The sequence below is a fragment of the Phreatobacter sp. GW821-FHT04C01 genome (assembly GCF_059420385.1).
In genome coordinates, this window is sequence record NZ_JBWKTP010000001.1 from 179,666 (window position 1) to 199,300 (window position 19,635).

The following is a 19,635-nucleotide window of genomic DNA, read 5'->3' on the forward strand; positions in this document are numbered from 1 at the left end:
CGGGCGAGGCCGGTTTCTGTCCGGCCCGGCCACCGCCATGCGTGAAGCGATCGGCGCGGCGGCAGGGTTCGGCAACAGTCGATACGCCGATTTTGAACGCTGCCTTGGACGAAGCCCGAGGTGGTCAGAGCGACGCAATCTTCCGACTTCGGTCGAGTGCCCACCGCTCGGTTTGTTCATCTCCGTCGGCTCTTGCGTCGGCGGCGACCTGGAGCCCGATGCGCACTTGATAGCGAATCAGACGCTCCTGATCGATCAAGCGATTTGCGCAGTGAAGCTCCAGATACCGGCACTGCGCTTCCATGCATTCGAGCCAGGGGCGCCAGAACAACAGATTGGCGATGTCATAGAGCGGATCGCCAATAAGTGCCTCCGACCAATCGATGACGCCCGTGACTCGTCCATTTTCCGCCAAGACGTTGTTTGAGCCAAAGTCACCGTGAACCAATGCTCGCCTTTCGCCATATTGGTATTCGCAGACCAGCCGCACCAGGTCACTCGGCCCATCAACAGCGACGACGAATGCCTGCCAAGACGGAAAAATTCCGATTCCAGAGGCGCTGAACGGGCCATAACCTGCGATCCGCGAAACATCGCTTGCCGCGATCGAATCCAGAACCAGCAAGACCTCTTGGCCGCATGATTCCGCAGCCCGTCCTAAAGCCTGCAGGGTAACACCGGGCACCCGCTCCGAAATGCAAAGCCACGCATCGGAAAGACGCTCGATAGCCATGACCTTGGGCGCGCATATCGCAGGCCAAAGCTCCGCGACACATGCGTCCTTGTCGAAACCTTCGCGCCGGCTGTTTATTCTGAGAACAATCCGCTGCCCGTCCGCGACCGCAGCATAGGCCTGGGATTCCTCGCCTTCCTCAAGCTGCCACGGCCCCTCGATACGAGAGAACCTGGCGGCAAGTAGGGTGGTGACGGCAATCGGAGACAGCCTGGGTTTCATGGTGCTTCACCATAGGCCGATTTCCGTTCGGCCGCGGTGATCGGGTGGTGAGGCGACCTGCAATAACCGCCATATCCCGACGAGGACGAAGGCAGACCTTATTGCACCGCGCCCATCCGTTGCGCTGGTCCAGGATGGATCGGGACATGGCGCGGAATCAACGGTTCGCCATGCCGCCTGGCCGGGCGCGGCGAAGGTCGGCAATATCGCGCCGCGGAACGTGATCGACGGTGTTTGGCGGACAGGGCGGGATTCGAACCCGCGATACGGTTCCCCGTATACACACTTTCCAGGCGTGCGCCTTCAACCACTCGGCCACCTGTCCGTGGAGGGCGCTGATAAAGGCCCGCGCGGCAATTTGCAAGGACGCCGCCGCAGGCAATCCCTGCGCGCCGGCCGAGCCGTTGGCGTCGACCCCCGTGGCCTTGCCAACGGGCCGAAGCCCGGGCCGGGCCGGCGGTGGCGCGAACGGTGCTACCGCAGCATGAACCAGTTCAGGAAGGGATTGGCGGGAGGCGCCGGCATGGCGACGCGGGGGCGCGGATGGGCGGAGCCATAGGCCACCGGCTGGGCCGTGCGCGGCTGAGCCGCGGCCTCGGTCAGGCGATGCCCGCCCGGCGCCCGGATCATGCGCTGGGAGGCCACGGGAACAGCGGCGCGGGCCTGGCCGGCCGGACGCACCACCTCGCTGCGGGCCGGCTGGGCGAGCCGCATCTGGGCGGTGCGCGGGCGCGCAACCGAGGCCACCCGGGTGCCGGCGCGACGCGAAGCCATGACCGCTGGCTCCGGCCGCGACGTGCCTTCGATCACGATGCGGGTCGAACCGCGCCGTGCCGCGACCATCTCGAACAGGGTGCGGGCATTGCCCGGCGCGAGCCGGATGCAGCCGTGGCTGTCGGTCCGGCCGAGCCGGCCGACCATGTTGGTGCCGTGAATGGCATAACCGCCACGGAAGAAGATCGAATAGGGCATGGGCGCCATGCCGTATTTGCGCGAGCGCCAGTTGCGCTCCAGCCGCTGCGGGCTATAGGTCCCGACCGGCGTGTTATAGCCGATCCGGCCGGTCGACACGTTCCAGACATGGCGCTGCTCGCCGTCGACGATGACGCGCATGGTCTGGCTCGACTTGTCGACCCGGACGACGATCGCCGCATCGGCCCTGGCGATCGTCAAGATCAAGCCGGCAGCCAACGCAACGGCAGATCCAAGAAACCGCGCAAATCCACGAGACCGCATGGAACTTCCCTTCCCGTCGGACCCGCAACCGGGCTCCGTCCACCTCTGTCGAAATCAAGTGATTCCTTGTCTTCATGCCGCTGTAAAGATGACTCGGGGATTCACCTTAAGCATTTAGACATGGCCGGCGCGGCGCGCCGGCCCGAATTCTCGCGGGGCGGGGTTGCGTCATCTTGGGCTCATCGTGCCGTCGGCGACGCGACAAACAATGCCGGCCGCTCGACATGAATGGTTAACGACCCCTGGCTAAACTGAAGCCGATCCGTCTGTTCGTCGCGCCGGAATGTCCATGACCCGCTTTGCTGCCGCCGTCGCGGCGCTTGTTTCCGCCCTGGCCCTGGCCTCGCCCGCATCCGCCCAGGATCGCGGCACGGTCAATCCGCGGCCGCTGGCGCCGCTCGCCAATCCGAACGATCCGAATGTGCCGGCCAAGGAGATTTTCGGCCGCGCCACGGCGGCGGCGCCCATGGAGGCGCGTTCGCTCGGCTTCTATTCGCGTGGCTGCCTCGCCGGCGCCACCGCGCTGTCGGTCAACGGCGATGCCTGGCAGGTAATGCGGCTGTCGCGCAACCGCATGTGGGGCCATCCCGAGATGATCAGCTTCCTCGAGCGCTTCGCGCGCCAGGTGCCGCGCGTCTCCAATTGGCCGGGCATCCTGGTCGGCGACATCTCGCAGCCGCGCGGCGGCCCGATGATCACAGGCCATGCCTCGCATCAGATCGGGCTCGACGCCGATATCTGGCTCACCCCCATGCCGCGCCGCGAGCTCAGCCGCGAGGAGCGCGAGATGACCTCGGCGGTCAACATGGTGCGTGCCGACCGGCGCGATATCGATCCGGCAACCTGGACCGGCGAGCACCTGAAGGTGATCCGCGCCGCCGCCACCGATCCGCGGGTCGAGCGCGTGCTGGTCAATGCCGCGATCAAGAAGGCACTGTGCCGCGAGGCGACCGGCAACCGCTCCTGGCTGTCCAAGGTCAGGCCGGTGCCCGGGCACAATTACCACATGCATGTGCGCATCACCTGCCCGGCCGGCTCGGCCAGCTGCCGGCCGCAGGACCCGCCGCCGACGGCGGAGGGCTGCGGCGCCGAGCTCGACTGGTGGTTTTCCGACGAGGTGCTGCACCCCAGGCCGAACCCGAACTGGCGGCCGCCGCCGCCGATCACCATGGCCGGCCTGCCGGACGGCTGCCGGCAGGTGGTGGTGGCGCGCTGACGCCGCCGTTCCCGTCCTATTCGGCCGGAACCAGGCCGGGGCGCTGGATCGGCTCTTCCTTGATCGGGATATTGATCAGGGCCGAACCGACGCAGAACAGCACGCTCAGCCACCAGACCACGTCATAGGAACCGGTGCGTTCATACAGAACGCCGCCGAGCCAGACGCCGAGGAAACCGCCGACCTGGTGCGAGAAGAAGACGAAACCGTAGAGCATGGCCATGTAGCGGGTGCCGAACATCAAGGCGACCAGGCCCGAGGTCGGCGGCACGGTGGAGAGCCAGAGGAGCCCCATCATGGCGGCGAAGGCGAGTGCCACGGCCGGGCTCGGCGGCAGCACCAGCAGCATGACCACCACCGCCCCGCGGGCGAAATAGATCCAGACCAGCAGCCAGCGCTTCGAGACGCGGCCGGACAGCCAGCCGGCGGTGAGCGAGCCGACGATGTTGAACAGGCCGATGAAGGCGAGCGCCAGGCCGGCGACCCAGGCCGGCATCTTCAGATCGGCGAGATAAGGCGGATAGTGGGTGGTGATGAAGGCGAGCTGGAAGCCGCAGGTGAAGAAGCCGAGCACCAGGTAGACATAGCTGCGGTGACCCAGGGCCTCCTTCATGGTGGCCATGACGCTTTTCTCGGCGCCGGTGCCGGTGCCGATGCCGGCCTTCGGATTGGTGGCGAGCGCCACCGCCAGCGGGAAGATCAGGCCGACCACCGAGGAGAACACCAGAAGCGCGCCCTTCCAGCCCAGAAGGTCGATCAGGAAGGGGGTCAGCGGCGCGAAAACGAACTGGCCGAAGGAGGATGCCGCGGTGCCGAGGCCGAGCGCCATCGGCCGTTTGGCCTCCGGCAGGAGCTTGGTGAAACAGGCGAGCACCAGGTTGAACGACACGCCGGCAAGGCCGAGGCCGACCAGCGAGCCCGACAGCACGTGCATGGCGAGCGGCGGCAGCGGCAAGGTCATGCAGGCGAGACCCGCGCCGTACATGATAGTGCCGACCCAGAACACCTTCAACGTGCCGAAGCGGTCGGCAATAGCGCCGACAAAGGGCTGGCCGACGCCCCACATCAGGTTCTGGATGGCGATCGTCAGCGACAGCACGTCGCGCGTCCAACCGTTCTCGACCGAGATCGGCATCAGGAACATGCCGACCACCGAGCGCGGCCCGAATGACAGGAGGCCGATCAGGCAGCCGCAGACGACGACGACAAAGGGCGTGCGCCAGCCATCTTGCGGCGCGGATGAGGTCGTGCTGGCCATGGGTCTCTCCGGGCTTCGCGTCGTGCTGATACACGCAGCCCGCCAAACTAGGAGCGGTCTCCGCCGGTGCAAAACGAAAAGCCGTGATGACACCCATGCGATGGCGCGATGGTGCGGCGGACCGGTCAAATGCAACGCGCCGGGGACCAGCCCCGGCGCGTTCTGCCATGCAGGATCATATTACTGCTGCGGCGAGGCCGGCATCGGATAGGCCAGGGTATCGGCCGGTCCCCAGCCGCCCGGGGTCGCGGCCATGGACATCGGCGCCGCGCGGCGCAGGCTGAATTCGCGCAAGGCGCCGACATGGGTGCCGTTCATCACCTGACGCTCGGGCGTGCCGTAAAAGTCGGAGCCGGAGCTCTGGGCGAAAGCCGGTGCGATCGAGGCGGCGGCGAGGGCGGCGGCGAGGATGAGCTTCTTCATGGTCGTTCTCCATTTCCGAGGGTTCTGGGTTTCGACTGTGCGGAAGCGCCTCATGCGCCTCTGCTGCCAATACCCAGGGAAACGGCAAATGGTTACGCGGTCACGGCCGATTGATCGCATCGTGACGGGCCGTGATCGGCGAGGCCCGTTCCGCCGGAACGGCGCCGGTCAGCTCTGATGGCCGGGCTGCGGCGCCAGCTGCACCTGCGGCGGCAGCGGACCCCATTGCCGCGGCCGGTAGAACACATGGACGCCGATCTGCTGCAGCCGGTTCATCGAGCGGGCCCACCAGGGGCGGACATAGGTGGCGTGATAATGGGTGGCGTGGCCGACCTCGGCGAGCCAGGTCCGGCCGGCCAGCATGTCCCGGGCGATCCGGCTCGCCAGCGTCCAGGGTTCCGGCTCGGTCGCCACCAGGCTGCGCCGGCCTTCGCAGGCGAAGGTGAACTGGCAGGCGAGATAACGATGGGCGTTCTGGTAGACGACGCCGCAGATGTCGCGCGGGTAGAAACCCGAAACGGCGCGGTTGACCACCACCTGCGCCACCGCCATCTGGCCGCGCTCCGGCTCGCTGCGCGCCTCCCAATAGACTGCTTCGGCCAGGCATTTCTGGGCGCGCGCCAGCGCGGCGCCCGACAGTTCCAAGCTGAGGACCGGGTGGCCGGTGCGGGTCTGGCGCTCCGGCGACGTCTCGTCGAGCGACGACGGAGCCGGGGTGCGGAACACACGCGCCAGCGCCGGATCCGGGCGATCGCCGCGCCGGTCGGTGGCAAAGGCACCGAGGATCGGATCGAAGCCGGCCACCGGCTCATGGGTCGTGGTGACCCGGAACGGCTCGTTTTCGAGCGGCAGTGCCGGGGTGCCGAAACCGACGCCGGCACGGGCCAGCGGGCCCTCGCCCGAGATGGCGATGCCGGCGCGATCCTCGACGAGCTCGGTGGCGAAACGGCGCTCCTCTCCGAACTGCGCCTCGTCCGGCTCGCCGCCGCCCGGCTGCGTCTCGTCCGCCTGGCCATGGGCCTGAGCCGGATCGGCCGGCTGGGCATCGGCCGGCGCGATGGCCGGCCCGGCGAGGCCGAGGCGGGCGACCGGGGTGCGGTCATCGAGCATGGCATCGGGCGCGACCGCGGCGAGCTGGACGCCGCCAAGCGCCAGCGGCGAATGCTCGGTGTCGACACGCGCGATCGTCGGGTCCCGCGCGAGGCGCGCGACCGTCGTCAGGTCGGCGGGCGCCTCGAGCATGGCCGTGGTCGGCCGTGCCGCGGTCAGGCTCGGCCTGAGCCGGGAGCGCTCGACCAGGAGATCACTCTTGGCGTCGCGATTGGCTTGCGGATAGACGACCGCGCGGCCAAGCCCGGCGCCCACCGCCGGGCCGACCAGCCGATCGCCCGAACGCGGATTGGCGCCGCTGGCGGCCGCGGCATCGAAACGGGCCAGGACACGCTGCGGCTCGGCCTCCTCGCGCGGCATGGGACGGGCCAGCGCGAAGCTCGCCATGGTCATTTGCGGCCGGACGAGGCTCGCGACATGCCGGCGCCACGTCTGATCGACGCCGGAACGCTGGGCGAGATAGCTGACCAGGTCCTGATAAGCCACCGACTGGCAGGACAGGACGAGAAAGGACGCGGCCAGGCCCGAAATCAAGGCGGCCGGACGGAATTCGGACGCAGAACGCCGACGCAACGCACGCATACGCAACGCACTCCACGCGAAACACGCGACCCAACACGCCGGCTCCCCAAAACATGGTGACCGGATATCAACCTTATCGCCCGGGTAAGGTTGAGGCCGCGTTAATGATGTCCGGCCGGCGTCAGCAGCCGGTTCAGCGTGGTGGTGATCGCCTGTTCGCGGGCGAAGGGGCCGGCCCCGGCGAGCGCGATGGCGCGCGACGCCGCAAGCCCGGCCGTGCCGAAGCGCGTGCGCACCGCCTCTTCGATCCACTGCGCCTCCTGCGCGTGGCGGCGCAGGGCCAGCCGCTCGGTGCCGAGCCAGCGGCGATGGCTCGCGATGGCCTCGGCGAGGCCGTCCAGGCCGTCGCCCGTCGTGGCCGAGATCAGCACGACCGGCGCCACCCAGGCGCCCGGGTCGCGGGCGACCAGCGTCAGCGCGCCCTCGACATCGGCCTTGGCGCGCCGGGCCGCATGGCCCATGTCGGCCTTGGTGACGACAATGACGTCGGGCAGCTCCATGACGCCGGCCTTCATGAATTGCAGGCTGTCGCCCGAGCCCGGCTGGATGCACAAGACGACGGTGTCGGCGACCATGGCGACATCGGCCTCGGACTGGCCGATGCCGACGCTCTCGATCAGCACCCGGTCGAACACCGCGCGCATGACCACCATGGCGGCGACGGTCTGGTCGGACAGGCCGCCGAGCCGATCGCGCGCCGCCATGGAGCGCACGAAGACGCCACGGTCGGCCGGATCGGTCGAGATGCGGGCCCGGTCGCCGAGCAGGGCGCCGCCGGTCCGGCGCGAGGAGGGATCCACCGCCACGACGCCGACGGTCTCGCCGCACGCGCGCCAGCGCTGGACCAGGACATGGGTCAATGTCGACTTGCCGACCCCGGGCGGCCCGGTCAGGCCGAGCGTCGCCCCCCTCGCCTCGCGGCAGGCCTGGTCGAGAAAGGCGGCGAGCTCGGCCTGGCCGGCCAGCGTTTCGATCGCGGCGAGCGCCTGGGCCAGCGCCCGCTTGCCGCCCGCGCGCAGCGCTTCGAGACTGGCCGGTTTCACGTGGAACGTCCCTTCGAGCGCCGCTCGGCGTCCCGGCCGTCAGATGACATAGGTGGATGTGACATGCTGCACCACGGCGCCGGCGCAATAGCCGCCGACGCGCCAGGGCATGGTCAGGGCCTGGGCGATGCCGCGGCTGACCAGCCCGTTGACGATCACATCGAAGGCCAGCGCCACGAACAGCAGCCACATCAGGCCGGGAACCGTCTCGCCGAGCCCCGGATAGGCCTTGAACAGGACGGCGAGCGCCAGCCCCGCCACCAGCATGACGGCCGTGAAGACGAGGCCGGTGATCGGCAAGGGGCGGCTGGTGGCGTCGGTCACGTCGGTGCTCTGCGTTCAGGGTCGGCTTCCGCCGACCCTGCCACGGAACGCCGGCCCGGACCAGCCATGCCGTCCAGCCGATACCCGGCCGGTCAGGCCTGGCTGGCGGCCGCCTTGCCGAGCGCCGCCTGCGCGGCGGCGAGGCGAGCGATCGGCACCCGGAACGGCGAGCACGAGACATAATCGAGCCCGACCGTCTCGCAGAAATGGATCGAGGCCGGGTCGCCGCCATGTTCGCCGCAGATGCCGAGCTTGATGTCCGGCCGCGTGACGCGGCCGCGCTCGGCGGCGATCTTGACGAGTTCGCCGACGCCCTCCTGGTCGAGCGAAATGAACGGGTCGACCTCCAGGATGCCCTTGGCGAGGTAGGGATTGAGGAAGCTCGCGGCGTCGTCGCGCGAGATGCCGAAGGTGGTCTGGGTCAGGTCATTGGTGCCGAAGGAGAAGAATTCGGCGGTTTCGGCGATCTTGCCGGCCTGCAGCGCCGCGCGCGGCAGTTCGATCATGGTGCCGACGATGTAATCCAGCTTGGCGCCGGTTTCCTTGATCACCGCATCGGCCATAGCGACGATGCGCGCCTTGACCAGGTCGAATTCGGCTGTCGTGGCGACCAGCGGCACCATGACCTCGGGCACGATGGCCGAGCCGCTGCGCCGGGCCGCCTCGACCGCCGCCTCGAAAATGGCGCGCGCCTGCATTTCGGCGATCTCGGGATAGGCCACCGCCAGGCGGCAGCCACGGAAGCCGAGCATCGGATTGACCTCGTGCAGCTCCTCGGCCCGCGCCTTCAGCTTTTTCGGGTCGGCGCCCATGGCCGCCGCGACCTCGGCGATCTCGGCCTCGGTATGCGGCAGGAATTCGTGCAGCGGCGGATCGAGCAGGCGGATCGTCACCGGCAGGCCGGCCATGATCTCGAACAGCTCGACGAAATCGGACCGCTGCATCGGCAGGAGCTTGGCCAGTGCCTGGCGGCGGCCCTTCTCGTCATCGGCGAGGATCATCTCGCGCACCGCGACGATGCGCGCCTCGTCGAAGAACATGTGCTCGGTCCGGCACAGGCCAATGCCCTCGGCGCCGAACTTGACCGCGACGCGGGCATCGGCCGGCGTGTCGGCATTGGTGCGCACCTTCAGGCGGCGCGCGGCATCGGCCCAGCCCATCAAGGTGGCGAATTCGCCCGACAGTTCCGGCTGCAGCATGGCGACCTCGCCGAGCAGAACCTGGCCGGTGGAACCGTCAATGGTGATCACGTCGCCCTTCTTCAGGGTCGTGCCGGCAACCGTCATGGTCTGGGCGGCATAGTCGACGCGCAGCGAGCCGGCGCCCGAGACGCAGGGCTTGCCCATGCCGCGGGCGACCACCGCGGCATGCGAGGTCATGCCGCCGCGGGTGGTGAGGATGCCTTCGGCGGCATGCATGCCGTGAATGTCTTCCGGGCTGGTCTCGACCCGCACCAGGATGACCTTGTGGCCGCTCGCCTTCATGGCCTCGGCTTCGTCCGAATTGAACACGATCTCGCCCTGGGCGGCGCCGGGCGACGCCGGCAGGCCGGAGGCGAGAATGCGCCGCTCGGCCTTCGGATCGATGGTCGGATGCAGCAATTGATCGAGGGAAGCGGGATCGACCCGCGACACCGCCTCGTCCTGGCTGATCAGGCCCTCGGCGGCGAGCTCGACCGCGATCCGCAGGCTCGCCTTGCCGGTGCGCTTGCCGTTGCGGGTCTGCAGCATCCACAGCTTGCCGCGCTCGACGGTGAATTCCAGGTCCTGCATGTCGCGATAGTGCCGCTCCAGCGTGTCGGCGACCGCAATGAACTGGCGATAGACCTCCGGCAGGGCGGTTTCCATCGACGGCTTGTCGGATTTGGCGCCGATGCGGGCGACTTCCGTGATGTTCTGCGGCGTGCGGATGCCGGCCACCACGTCCTCGCCCTGGGCATTGATCAGGAACTCGCCATAGAGCTCCTTGGCGCCGGTCGAGGGATTGCGGGTGAAGGCGACGCCGGTCGCCGAGGTCTCGCCCATATTGCCGAACACCATGGCCTGGACATTGACCGCGGTGCCCCAGCTTTCCGGAATGGCGTGAAGGCGGCGATAGGTGATGGCGCGCTGGTTCATCCAGGACGAGAACACCGCGCCGATCGCGCCCCACAGCTGCTCGTGCGGGTCCTGCGGGAACGGCTTGCCGGTCTCCTGCTCGACCTTGACCTTGTATTCGCCGACCAGGTGCTTCCAGTCGGCCGCCGTGAGCTCGGTGTCGAGCGAATAGCCCTTGCGATCCTTGTAGTGCTCGAGGATCTCTTCGAAATTGTGATGATCGACGTCGAGAACGACGTTGGAATACATCTGGATGAAGCGGCGATAGCTGTCATAGGCGAAGCGCTCGTCGCCGGCGCCGGCCGCCACCGCTTCGACCGTCACGTCGTTCAGGCCGAGATTGAGGATCGTGTCCATCATGCCGGGCATGGAGGCACGCGCGCCCGAGCGCACCGAAACCAGCAGCGGGTTCCTGGCGTCGCCGAAAACCTTCGCGGTCAGCTGGCCGACATGGTCGAGGCCGGCTTCGACCTGCGTCTTGAGTTCGGCGGGATAGCTGCGCCCATGGGCGTAATACCACGTGCAGAGCTCGGTGGTGATGGTGAAGCCGGGCGGGACCGGCAGTCCCATATTGGACATTTCCGCGAGATTTGCGCCCTTGCCGCCCAGCAGGTTGCGCATGCTCGACTGTCCCTCGGCCTTGCCGTCGCCGAAGGTGTAGACCCATGTCGTCATTGTCGACATCCCAGTTCCGATCCTGCGCCGCATGCTCGCCGCCACGGCGCGCCTGTTTAGGCGCTTTCCATGGCGGATTTCAACCTCGGCCGGTGAGGGCCGACACCGGCCAACGCTTTTGACGACCTCCGAATGAAGGCTGGATGAACGCAGTGCGACATCGTTATACTGCGCTGCAAAAGGACCGGCTATCGTGCTGAGCGTTGTGATCCCGACCCTGAACGACGAGCGGCGGCTCGTCCCGACGCTGGCTTCGCTGGTGGCGGGCGCGGCCGACGGCCTGATCGTCGAGGCGATCCTGGTCGACGGCGGCTCCACCGACGAGACCGAGGCGGTCGCCGATATCGCCGGCTGCCGGCTGCTGAAGGGGCCCGCCGACCGGGGCGCGCGGCTTGCCAGCGCGGCCGCCACCGCCAAGGCGCCCTGGCTCCTGTTCATGGCGCCGGGCGTCGTGCTCGACGAAGGCTGGATCCGCGAGGTGCGCAGCTTTCTGGAGGCGGTGTCGCGGCATGGCGAGGCCAGGCGGCGCGCCGCGGTCTTCGCCCATGGCGTCGACGGCTTCGGCATGGCGCCGCGGCTGACCAATTTCAAGGCACGCCTGGGCTTCGCCCTCGGCTTCGGCCCGACCGCGAGCCAGGGATTGCTGATCAACACCGCGCATTATCGCTCGCGCGGCGGCCACCGCCCCGGCCAGAGCAGCGAACGGGCCTTTGCCCGCTCGATCGGCCGGCGCGGCATCAGCGTGCTGCGCGCCCGGGCGACCGATCTCGACATCTGAGCCGGGCGGCGCGGGGTGAGGTCGCGCGCGGCCGGGCCCGCCTGCTCCGCGCCATGTCCGGCCGGCATGTCATGGTTGGAAGGCGCGGGCCGGCATGTGCACGATACCGCATGCCCCGGCCCGATACTTTGTCCGTGCCAGATCAACTATCGCGATGGACTTGGAACCGGCTGATACGACAAGACGACTTTGGCCGATATCTACGAGATCCGTGACAACATTGCTGTAATATACAGCCGTTGAGCGCGAAATCGGCACGCCAGGAGGGCAAAAAACCTTCAGAACTGGTTAAGACATTTGGGTCATGGTGCAAAAAAAGGTCATGACCAATGACATCGAGTATCGCCGCGGCATTGGAACCGATCAACGCGATGATCGGGGAACTTGCACCGAAGCTGCGCGGCGCGCTCGTCGAGGAGCTCGTCGACGAGATCGCCCGTGAACGCCCGAGCGCCGACAGCCGCAAGGCGCTCGTTCTCGATCTCATCGTCGCCCAGGCCTTGCGCGAGGCTCCCCTGCCGAGCCGGGTGCGCGCCTCGCCGAAGCTGGCGCGTTGCGTCGCGGCACTGCCCGAGGCGAGCATGACGCTGGCTTGCGACACGGTCGCGGTCGCCGAGGTCATCCTGATGTCGCCCGACATGAGCGACGAATTGCTGGCCGGCGTCTGCGCCAGCGACCGCCAGGACCATATGCGCATCATCGCCAAGCGCCAGGCCCTGTCCGGCCCGCTCGCCGACACCATCGCGCGGATCGGCGAAAGCACGACGGTCGCCGTGCTGGCGCGCAATCCCGGCGCCCGGTTGTCGGCCGAGGGTTTCGGCGAGATCGTCGCACGGCTCGGCTCGGATCCGGCGATCTGCGCGCTGCTCGGGCAAAGAGCCGATTGCCCGGCCGATATCGCCATGAAATTCAAGATCGCGCCGGACGAGGCGCTGACCGGCGATGCCCTGATCGAGGCCGTCGCGAAGCTCGCCGAGAAGCGCGAGATCATGGAGGCCGTCGACCTGATCATGCGGTCGATCGGACGCGACCCGGAGGCCGGACGCAAACTCATCGAGCGCGATGACGAGAAGGCGCTCGGGGCGGTCTGCCATGTCGCCGGCATCGATGCGCATACCTATGAGGCGCTGGTGCAGTGCTGGCGCGTCACCGCCGGCAAACCGCTGACCGACGTGCACAAGGCGCCCGTGCGGTTCCGCCTGATGCGGCCCGCGGAAATCGACCGCATCGTGTCACGCCTGCCGATGGCACGGGCCCGGCTGGTGCCGGACCTGGCAACCGCCTGACCGGCTATTCGGCCGCTTCGGTCCAGGCCTTGAGCGGCAGCTCGAGTGCCAGCCAGACCTCGAGAAGGGCCGCGGCGAGATCGTCGATCATGGCGTCGGAATGCGCCGGCCCCGGCGTGATCCTGAGCCTTTCGGTGCCTTTCGGCACCGTCGGATAGTTGATCGGCTGGATATAGATGCCGTGACGGTTGAGCAGCCGGTCGCTCGCCGCCTTGCATTTTTCGGCATCCCCCACCAGCACCGGCAGGATATGGGTCTGGCTGTCCATGACCGGCAGGCCGGCCAGCGCCAGCACGCGCTTGGTCCGGGCGGCCTGGCGCTGCTGCGCCGCGCGCTCGCGCGACGAGGCCTTCAGATGGCGGATCGAGGTGACCGCGGCGCTGGCGATCGCCGGCGGCAGGGCGGTGGTGAAGATGAAGCCGGCGGCATGGCTGCGCACCGCGTCGATCAGGACGGCGTCGCCGGTGATATAGCCGCCCATGACACCGAAGGCCTTGCCGAGCGTGCCCTCGATCACGTCGAGCCGATTCATGACGCCGTCGCGCTCGGCAATGCCGGCGCCACGCGGTCCATACATGCCGACCGCGTGAACCTCGTCGATATAGGTCATGGCGCGATAACGCTCGGCGAGATCGCAAATGGCCTCGATCGGCCCGATGTCGCCATCCATCGAATAGATGCTCTCGAACACGATCAGCTTGTTGCGGTCACGGCCGGCGGCGCGCAGCAGCTCTTCCAGATGAGCGAGATCGTTGTGGCGGAACACCTGCTTCTGGCAACCGGCCTGGCGCACGCCCTCGATCATCGAATTGTGGTTCTGCGCATCCGACAGGATCAGGCAGTCGGGGATCAGCCGGGCAATGGTCGAAATGCCGGTCTGGTTCGAGACGTAACCCGAGGTGAAGACCAGGGCCGCCTCTTTGCCGTGCAGATCCGCGAGCTCGCGCTCGAGTTCGACGATCGGATGGGAGGTGCCGGAAATATTGCGGGTGCCGCCGGCGCCGGTGCCCATGCGGCGGGCACATCCAGCCATCGCCTCGATCACATCGGCGTGGTGGCCCATGCCGAGATAGTCGTTGGAGCACCAGATGACGACCTGGCGGGCGCCCTCGGGGCCGTGCCAGGTGGCGCGCGGAAAGCCGCCGACCGAGCGCTCGAGATCGGCGAACACGCGATAGCGCCGCTCGTCCTTCAACCGCGCGACGGCATCTTCGAAAAATCTGGCATAGGTCATGGCAGGTCCGGTCTCGCTCGGGCCCCGGCGACAAGGTGAAGCCCAACAACCATATGACGGCCCTCGGCGGGCCGCCCTGATCAAGATCAAACTGGTCGAAAGCGCTTTAGCACGGTTCTAATCTGCCACTCCATGCGTCAAAATGCACAGGAGCTTTCTTCAAAGCCCATGCAGCTCAAAGCCCATGCAGCCGCATCAGTGCCTCGAAATGCTTGTTGGCCTGATAGTCCAGCACCTGCATCCATTCGCGCGCGGTCTGGCGGGCCTGCTCGTCGGGAATGATCTTCAGCGGCTTGCCGGTCGACATCGCAAGGATCTGCTGCCGGCAGGCGCGTTCGAGGTAGTAGAGGTCGTCGAAGGCGACCGCCACCGACGGCCCGCCAATGCTCACGCCGTGATGGTCGAGGAAGATGACGTCGGCGTGCGGATTGTCCTTCTGTGCCCTGGCGATGCGCTCGCCCTCTTCGGCCGTCAGCGCCACGCCGCCGAAACCCTGATAGGCGGTGCGGTCGAGGAAGCGGCAGGCGGTCTGGTGGGCCATTTCCAGCTTGCCGTCCTCGACCATGGTCAGGGCGGTGGCATGGGGCATGTGCACGTGCAGGATCGCCTGGTGACGCGGATTGGCGCGATGACCGGCAATATGGATGTTGCGCGCGGAGGCCTCGACCTCGCCCCAGCCCTCGTGAATGGCGCCTTCGCCGTCGATCAGCAGGAGGTCGTCCGGGCGCATCTCGGCCCAGTGAATGCCGTAGGGGTTGATCAGGAAGCGCTCGTGCTCGCCGGGAACAACCACCGAGAAATGGTTGCAGACACCTTCGTTGAACTCGAACCTGGCGGCGAGCCGAAGCGCCGCGGCGAGCTCCCGGCGCAATGTCTTCAATTCGGCGGTCATGATCCCGTTCCTGATCCCTGTGGGCTTGGGGCCTGTTGCAAAACAAAAACGCCCGCGGATATCCGCAGGCGTCTTTATGGCGCTCGGGCGCCGTGCCGTCGATGCGCTCTCAGCGCAACTCAGTCCGGCGCGTGGTCTGACGTCTTCACCTCAGACCCGCACTCACTTGGGTGCCAGGATCATGATCATCTGCTTGCCCTCGAGCCGGCTCTCCTGCTCGACCTTGGCAATGGTCAGCGTGTCGGCCTTGACGCGATCGAGGACCTTCACGCCGATATCGACATGGGCCATTTCGCGACCGCGGAAGCGCAGGGTCACCTTGACCTTGTCGCCTTCCTCGAAGAAGCGCTTCATCGCCTTCATCTTGGTATCGTAGTCGTGATCGTCGATGCCGGGGCGCAGCTTGATTTCCTTGACCTCGACCGTCTTCTGGTTCCGGCGGGCCTCGGCGGCCTTTTTCTGTTCCTGGAACTTGAACTTGCCGTAGTCCATGATCTTGCAGACCGGCGGCACGGCGTTCGGCGCGACCTCGACGAGGTCAAGACCCGCTTCAGTAGCCATCTGGACCGCATCGCGCGTCGGGACCACACCGCGGTTTTCACCTTCGGCGTCGATCAGCTGGACGTCACGGACACGGATCATGTCGTTGATGCGCGGGCCGTCACGTTCGACGGGGGCGGCGGCTCTCATTGGTCTGCGAATGGGGACATCTCCTCTGATGTTGCAAGGTGCCGGACGCTGGATCGAACGACATTCCCCGTGCGGGAACGACGCAGGATCAACGGAGCATCCGGAAGGACGGGAAGATCGGTAGAATTGCCGCGGAAGTCAATGGTTCCCGGCGATTTTAGCGCGGCCCCGGACAATCAGCAGCCGGCGATAGACCCCGAGCACGTCCTCATGCATGCGTTCGAGCGAAAATCGCCCGGCATGGGCGCGGGCGCGCCGCGACATCGCCGCGTGCTCGCCGCGGGCCAGCGACAGGCCGGCGCCGATGCCTTCGGCCAGCGCCAGGGGATCGCCGGGCGGGACGCGAAAGCCGACGCGGTCGGCGGCGCCGACGCCCGGCGGCGCCGGCACCACCTCCGGCAAGGCGCCGTCGTCGGAGACGATCGGCGGCAGTCCCATGGCGATGGCTTCGATGGCGTTGCGGCCGACCGCTTCCGGCTCGGTCGACGAGACCACCGCCAGGTCGGCCGCCAGCAATGCGCAAGCGCCGGCATCGGCCGAACCGACCAGGCGCACGATATCGTCCAGGCCCTGCGCCTGGATCCGCTGCTCGAGCTCCGCCCGATAGTCCGATCGCTCGATGCCCTCGCAGGCCAGCACGAAGACGGTTTCGCTGAGACCGCCATTGACCAGCAGGCGTGCGGCGTCGACCAGCACCATCTGGCCCTTGCCCGGATCGAGCCGCGCCTGATGCACCACCACCCGGCCGGTCCCGGTCAGCCCCGCGGCCAGCCGGAAGCCGACGCTCGCCTCGCGCGGCACCCGTGCCGGCTCGAAACCGGAGAGGTCGAGGCCGGGCGAGACCGCGGCCAGGCGCTGGGCGTCGACGCCGTGGGCGGCGCCGATCCGGGTGGCGAGATAGCCGGAAGCCGCCAGCACGGCGTCGCCGCGGGCGAGCGCCCAATTGGCCAAGGCCGGCAGCCGCGAGGCGGCATCCGGCGAGGTGTGGAAGCTGGTGACGAAGGGCCGGCGCGCCAGCCGGGTCGCCACATGGGCGCTCCAGGCCGGACCGCGGGCATGGGCGTGAACGAGATCGACGGTTTCGCGGCCGATCAGTCCCGACAGGGTCGCGGCATTGCGCATCAGGCTGACCGGGCTGCGGGTCCGGGCATCGAGCGGGATCCATTCGCCGCCGGCCGCCTGCAGCTCGCCGATCGCCGGGCCCTTGTCCGCCGCCACGAGGGCGCGCGCGCCGGCACGGGTCAATGCGGCGGCAATGGCCAGCACCTGCCGGGAAACGCGGCCGCCGTCGAGCGCCGGCAGCACCTGCAGCACGGTGCGGCCTTCCAGACCCAGCTCTTGCGGCAGACTGGTGTCGCGCATCGCTCTTTCCCAGCACGGCCCGGACAGGTAGGACCACAAGCGAATCGTAAAGGACGAGTGTGATGCCGAGCTTACCTGATCCGCAATTCCTCAGCGTCGGCCAGGCGGCCGCGGCCCGCCAGATCGCCTATCGGCGGATCGAAGGCAGCGGGCCGACCATCGTCTGGCTCGGCGGCTTCAAGTCCGACATGAAGGGCACCAAGGCGGAGGCGCTGGCCGAATTCGCCGCGGCGACCGGTCGCGCCTATTTGCGCTTCGACTATTCCGGCCACGGCGAATCACCGGGCCGGTTCGAAGACGGCACGATCAGCCGCTGGGCCGAGGAGGCCGCGGCGATCGTGGCGCTGGCCGGCGAGGCGCCGATCCTGGTCGGCTCGTCGATGGGCGGCTGGATCGCGCTGCTGGTGACCCGGCGGCTGGCCCGGCCGGCCGGCGGCATGGTGCTGATCGCGCCGGCGCCCGATTTCACCGAGGCCCTGATGTGGAAGGCGTTCCCCGAAGCGGTGAAGCGGCAGATCGAAACCGAGGGACAATGGATGCGGCCGTCGCCTTATGATGCCGGCGGCTATCCGATCACCCGCGCGCTGATCGAGGACGGCCGCAACAATCTGGTGCTGGGCGGCCTCGTCGAGACCGGCTGCCCGGTGCATGTGCTGCAGGGCATGCAGGATCCCGATGTTCCATGGCAGCATGCCATGGACATGGTGGCGCGAATCGCGCGCGATGACGTCGTGGTGACCCTGATCAAGGACGGCGACCATCGCCTGTCCAGGCCGGAGGACATCACCCGCCTCACCGAGGCGGTTGCGGCCATGGCCGGTGGCTGACAGCCCCTTGATTCTACGATCTGAGAATTGTATTCTCTGATCATGGACAATGTCAGCGACCTTGACCAGGTTGTCGCCTCCCGGGTTCGCGAGCTGCGCGCCGCCAAGGGCTTTACTCTCGACCAGCTCGCCACCATATCCGGTGTGTCGCGCGCCATGATTTCCAGGATCGAGCGCGCCGAAGCCAGCGCCACCGCGGTGCTGCTGGTAAAGCTGGGCGGCGCCCTGGGCGTGACGCTCGCAGCCCTGTTCGAACAGGATGAACCACGCCGGGAGGCGGTGCGCCGCGCCGCCGACAGTCCGGTGCGGGTCGATCCCGAGACGGGATATACGCGGCGCAACGTCGCCCCGCGCGGTGCGTCGAGCACCGATATCGTCGAGGTCATGCTGCCGGCCGGCGCCCGGATTGCCTATGACAACCTCGTCTCCGTGCCGGCCGAGCAATTCGTCTGGGTGTTCGAGGGCGTGCTGACGCTCACGACCGACGGGCTGGCCACCGAGCTTGGCCCGGGCGACTGCCGGGTCATGCGGCTCGACGAACCGCTCGTTTTTGAAAACCGCGGCGACCAGCCGGCGCGCTATGCCGTGGTGCTGGTCCCCGATGGAGGTCGCCGATGATTCGCATCGAAGTTCTCGACGCCGAGGCGGCGCGCCGGCATGTCCCGGCGCTGGCCCGCGTCCTGGTCGATTGCGTCGCCCACGGCGCTTCGGTCAGTTTCATGAACCCTTATGGCCAGGCCGATGCCGAAGCCTTTTTCCAGGGCATAGCCGACAAGGTCGCCGCGGCCGAAACGGTGCTCGTCGCCGCCTTCCTCGACGACCGCATCGTCGGCACGGCGCAGCTCGGCCTCGACATGCCGCCGAACCAGCCGCATCGCGCCGAGGTGCGCAAGATGCTCGTCCATCACGACGGCCGGCGCCAGGGCATTGCAGGCGCCATGCTGCAGCGGCTGGAGGACGAGGCCCGGGCGCTCGGGCGCAGCCTCTTGATCCTCGACACCTCCAACGACCAGGCGATCCGGGTCTATGAGCGCGCCGGCTGGCAGCGCTGCGGCTTCGTCGCCGATTATGCGCTATGGCCCGATGGCGGTTTTTGCGACAGCACCTTCTTCGTCAAGATGCTGGAACCGGAACGGCCGGCACGAGCATCCAGCGCAACCGTTCGCGATGCCCGCGAGGAGGACCTCCCGGCGATCCTCGCCATTCTCAACGACGCCATCGTCAACACCACGGCGGTCTGGACCGACGCCCCGGTCGATCTCGAAAGCCGGCGCGTCTGGTGGCGCGAGCGGGTGGCGGCAGGCCATCCGGTGCTGGTGGCGGTGGACGACGGGCAGGTGGTCGGGTTCGGATCCTATGTCCAGTTCCGCGCCTGGGAGGGTTATCGCGACGCGGTCGAGCATTCCATCTATGTCAGCCCGGATCGGCGCGGCGGCGGGGTCGGGGTCGCCATCGTCGATGCCCTGATCCTGCGCGCGAAAGCCCAGGGCAAACATATGATCATCGGCGGCATCGAGGGCTCGAACCGGGCCTCGCTGAAGCTGCACCGGCGCGCCGGGTTCACCGAAGTCGGCCGCATGTACGAGGTCGGCACCAAGTTCGGCCGCCGGCTCGATCTGGTGTTCATGCAGAAGCGGCTGTCCTGAGA

The 19,635-nt window shown here is 67.8% G+C and carries 18 protein-coding genes, 1 tRNA gene and 1 pseudogene; 7 read left to right on the plus strand and 13 right to left on the minus strand.

What is annotated here, in order from left to right; genetic code table 11:
• Positions 1-124: 124 nt before the first annotated feature.
• The 3 genes from AC07WJ_RS00865 to AC07WJ_RS00875 form a co-directional block, all read right to left on the minus strand.
• Positions 125-955 carry a phosphotransferase family protein gene (locus AC07WJ_RS00865; RefSeq protein WP_494932641.1) on the minus strand — a complete coding sequence of 277 codons (831 nt, stop codon included), beginning with the start codon at positions 953-955 and terminating at the stop codon, positions 125-127.
• A gap of 235 nt (positions 956-1,190) precedes the next feature.
• Positions 1,191-1,280 (minus strand) — tRNA-Ser (locus AC07WJ_RS00870).
• Positions 1,281-1,429: 149 nt separating this feature from the next.
• Entirely contained in the window at positions 1,430-2,134 is a 705-nt protein-coding gene (locus tag AC07WJ_RS00875; protein ID WP_494932642.1) for a L,D-transpeptidase family protein, read from the minus strand.
• A gap of 340 nt (positions 2,135-2,474) precedes the next feature.
• Between AC07WJ_RS00875 and mepA the strand changes: the two genes are divergently transcribed.
• Positions 2,475-3,407, plus strand: a complete 933-nt coding sequence (mepA, locus tag AC07WJ_RS00880; protein WP_494932643.1) for a penicillin-insensitive murein endopeptidase — start codon at positions 2,475-2,477, stop codon at positions 3,405-3,407.
• Between the two features lie 16 nt (positions 3,408-3,423).
• Here mepA and AC07WJ_RS00885 read toward each other — a convergent pair whose 3' ends face one another.
• From AC07WJ_RS00885 to ppdK, 6 genes are all read right to left on the minus strand, one after another.
• Positions 3,424-4,665: an MFS transporter gene (locus AC07WJ_RS00885; protein ID WP_494932644.1), complete on the minus strand. Its 1,242-nt coding sequence runs from the start codon at positions 4,663-4,665 to the stop codon at positions 3,424-3,426.
• 180 nt (positions 4,666-4,845) lie between these two features.
• A complete protein-coding gene (locus tag AC07WJ_RS00890) occupies positions 4,846-5,088 on the minus strand; it encodes a hypothetical protein (RefSeq protein WP_494932645.1) in 243 nt (80 codons plus the stop codon).
• A gap of 168 nt (positions 5,089-5,256) precedes the next feature.
• Positions 5,257-6,780, minus strand: coding sequence for a cell wall hydrolase (locus tag AC07WJ_RS00895; protein ID WP_494932646.1), 1,524 nt, complete (start codon positions 6,778-6,780; stop codon positions 5,257-5,259).
• Positions 6,781-6,881: 101 nt separating this feature from the next.
• A complete protein-coding gene (locus AC07WJ_RS00900; RefSeq protein WP_494932647.1) occupies positions 6,882-7,823 on the minus strand; it encodes an ArgK/MeaB family GTPase in 942 nt (313 codons plus the stop codon).
• Between the two features lie 39 nt (positions 7,824-7,862).
• Positions 7,863-8,147: a hypothetical protein gene (locus AC07WJ_RS00905; protein WP_494932648.1), complete on the minus strand. Its 285-nt coding sequence runs from the start codon at positions 8,145-8,147 to the stop codon at positions 7,863-7,865.
• 92 nt (positions 8,148-8,239) lie between these two features.
• On the minus strand, positions 8,240-10,918 hold the full coding sequence (ppdK, locus tag AC07WJ_RS00910; RefSeq protein WP_494932649.1) for a pyruvate, phosphate dikinase: 2,679 nt from the start codon (positions 10,916-10,918) through the stop codon (positions 8,240-8,242).
• Positions 10,919-11,111: 193 nt separating this feature from the next.
• Here ppdK and AC07WJ_RS00915 point away from each other — a divergent pair, with 193 nt between their 5' ends.
• Both AC07WJ_RS00915 and AC07WJ_RS00920 read left to right on the plus strand, forming a co-directional pair.
• A complete protein-coding gene (locus tag AC07WJ_RS00915; RefSeq protein ID WP_494932650.1) occupies positions 11,112-11,696 on the plus strand; it encodes a glycosyltransferase in 585 nt (194 codons plus the stop codon).
• Positions 11,697-12,025: 329 nt separating this feature from the next.
• Positions 12,026-12,982 carry a DUF2336 domain-containing protein gene (locus tag AC07WJ_RS00920; protein ID WP_494932651.1) on the plus strand — a complete coding sequence of 319 codons (957 nt, stop codon included), beginning with the start codon at positions 12,026-12,028 and terminating at the stop codon, positions 12,980-12,982.
• A gap of 4 nt (positions 12,983-12,986) precedes the next feature.
• Here AC07WJ_RS00920 and hemA read toward each other — a convergent pair whose 3' ends face one another.
• From hemA to AC07WJ_RS00940, 4 genes are all read right to left on the minus strand, one after another.
• Positions 12,987-14,216 carry a 5-aminolevulinate synthase gene (gene hemA / locus AC07WJ_RS00925; protein ID WP_494932652.1) on the minus strand — a complete coding sequence of 410 codons (1,230 nt, stop codon included), beginning with the start codon at positions 14,214-14,216 and terminating at the stop codon, positions 12,987-12,989.
• A 175-nt stretch (positions 14,217-14,391) separates the two neighbouring features.
• Complete coding sequence (locus AC07WJ_RS00930) at positions 14,392-15,108, minus strand: aldolase (RefSeq protein ID WP_494932653.1); 717 nt, start codon at positions 15,106-15,108, stop codon at positions 14,392-14,394.
• A gap of 162 nt (positions 15,109-15,270) precedes the next feature.
• Positions 15,271-15,810, minus strand: a complete 540-nt coding sequence (gene infC, locus AC07WJ_RS00935; RefSeq protein ID WP_246088796.1) for a translation initiation factor IF-3 — start codon at positions 15,808-15,810, stop codon at positions 15,271-15,273.
• A gap of 126 nt (positions 15,811-15,936) precedes the next feature.
• The gene (locus AC07WJ_RS00940) at positions 15,937-17,160 is read right to left on the minus strand and encodes a glycosyltransferase (RefSeq protein ID WP_494932654.1); all 1,224 of its coding nucleotides are present in this window, start codon (positions 17,158-17,160) and stop codon (positions 15,937-15,939) included.
• 62 nt (positions 17,161-17,222) lie between these two features.
• On the opposite strand from AC07WJ_RS00940, the gene AC07WJ_RS00945 reads away from it, so the two are divergent.
• The 4 genes and pseudogenes from AC07WJ_RS00945 to AC07WJ_RS00960 all read left to right on the plus strand — a co-directional run bounded on the left by AC07WJ_RS00945 (position 17,223) and on the right by AC07WJ_RS00960 (position 19,633).
• The gene (locus AC07WJ_RS00945; RefSeq protein ID WP_494932655.1) at positions 17,223-17,987 is read left to right on the plus strand and encodes an alpha/beta hydrolase; all 765 of its coding nucleotides are present in this window, start codon (positions 17,223-17,225) and stop codon (positions 17,985-17,987) included.
• A gap of 27 nt (positions 17,988-18,014) precedes the next feature.
• Positions 18,015-18,605: a helix-turn-helix domain-containing protein gene (locus AC07WJ_RS00950; protein ID WP_494932656.1), complete on the plus strand. Its 591-nt coding sequence runs from the start codon at positions 18,015-18,017 to the stop codon at positions 18,603-18,605.
• Positions 18,602-19,111 (plus strand): annotated as a pseudogene (locus AC07WJ_RS00955) (GNAT family N-acetyltransferase); the annotation flags it as partial. The gene AC07WJ_RS00950 and the pseudogene AC07WJ_RS00955, both read left to right, overlap by 4 nt.
• Positions 19,106-19,633: a GNAT family N-acetyltransferase gene (locus tag AC07WJ_RS00960; RefSeq protein WP_494933802.1), complete on the plus strand. Its 528-nt coding sequence runs from the start codon at positions 19,106-19,108 to the stop codon at positions 19,631-19,633. The pseudogene AC07WJ_RS00955 and the gene AC07WJ_RS00960, both read left to right, overlap by 6 nt.
• Positions 19,634-19,635: the final 2 nt, after the last annotated feature.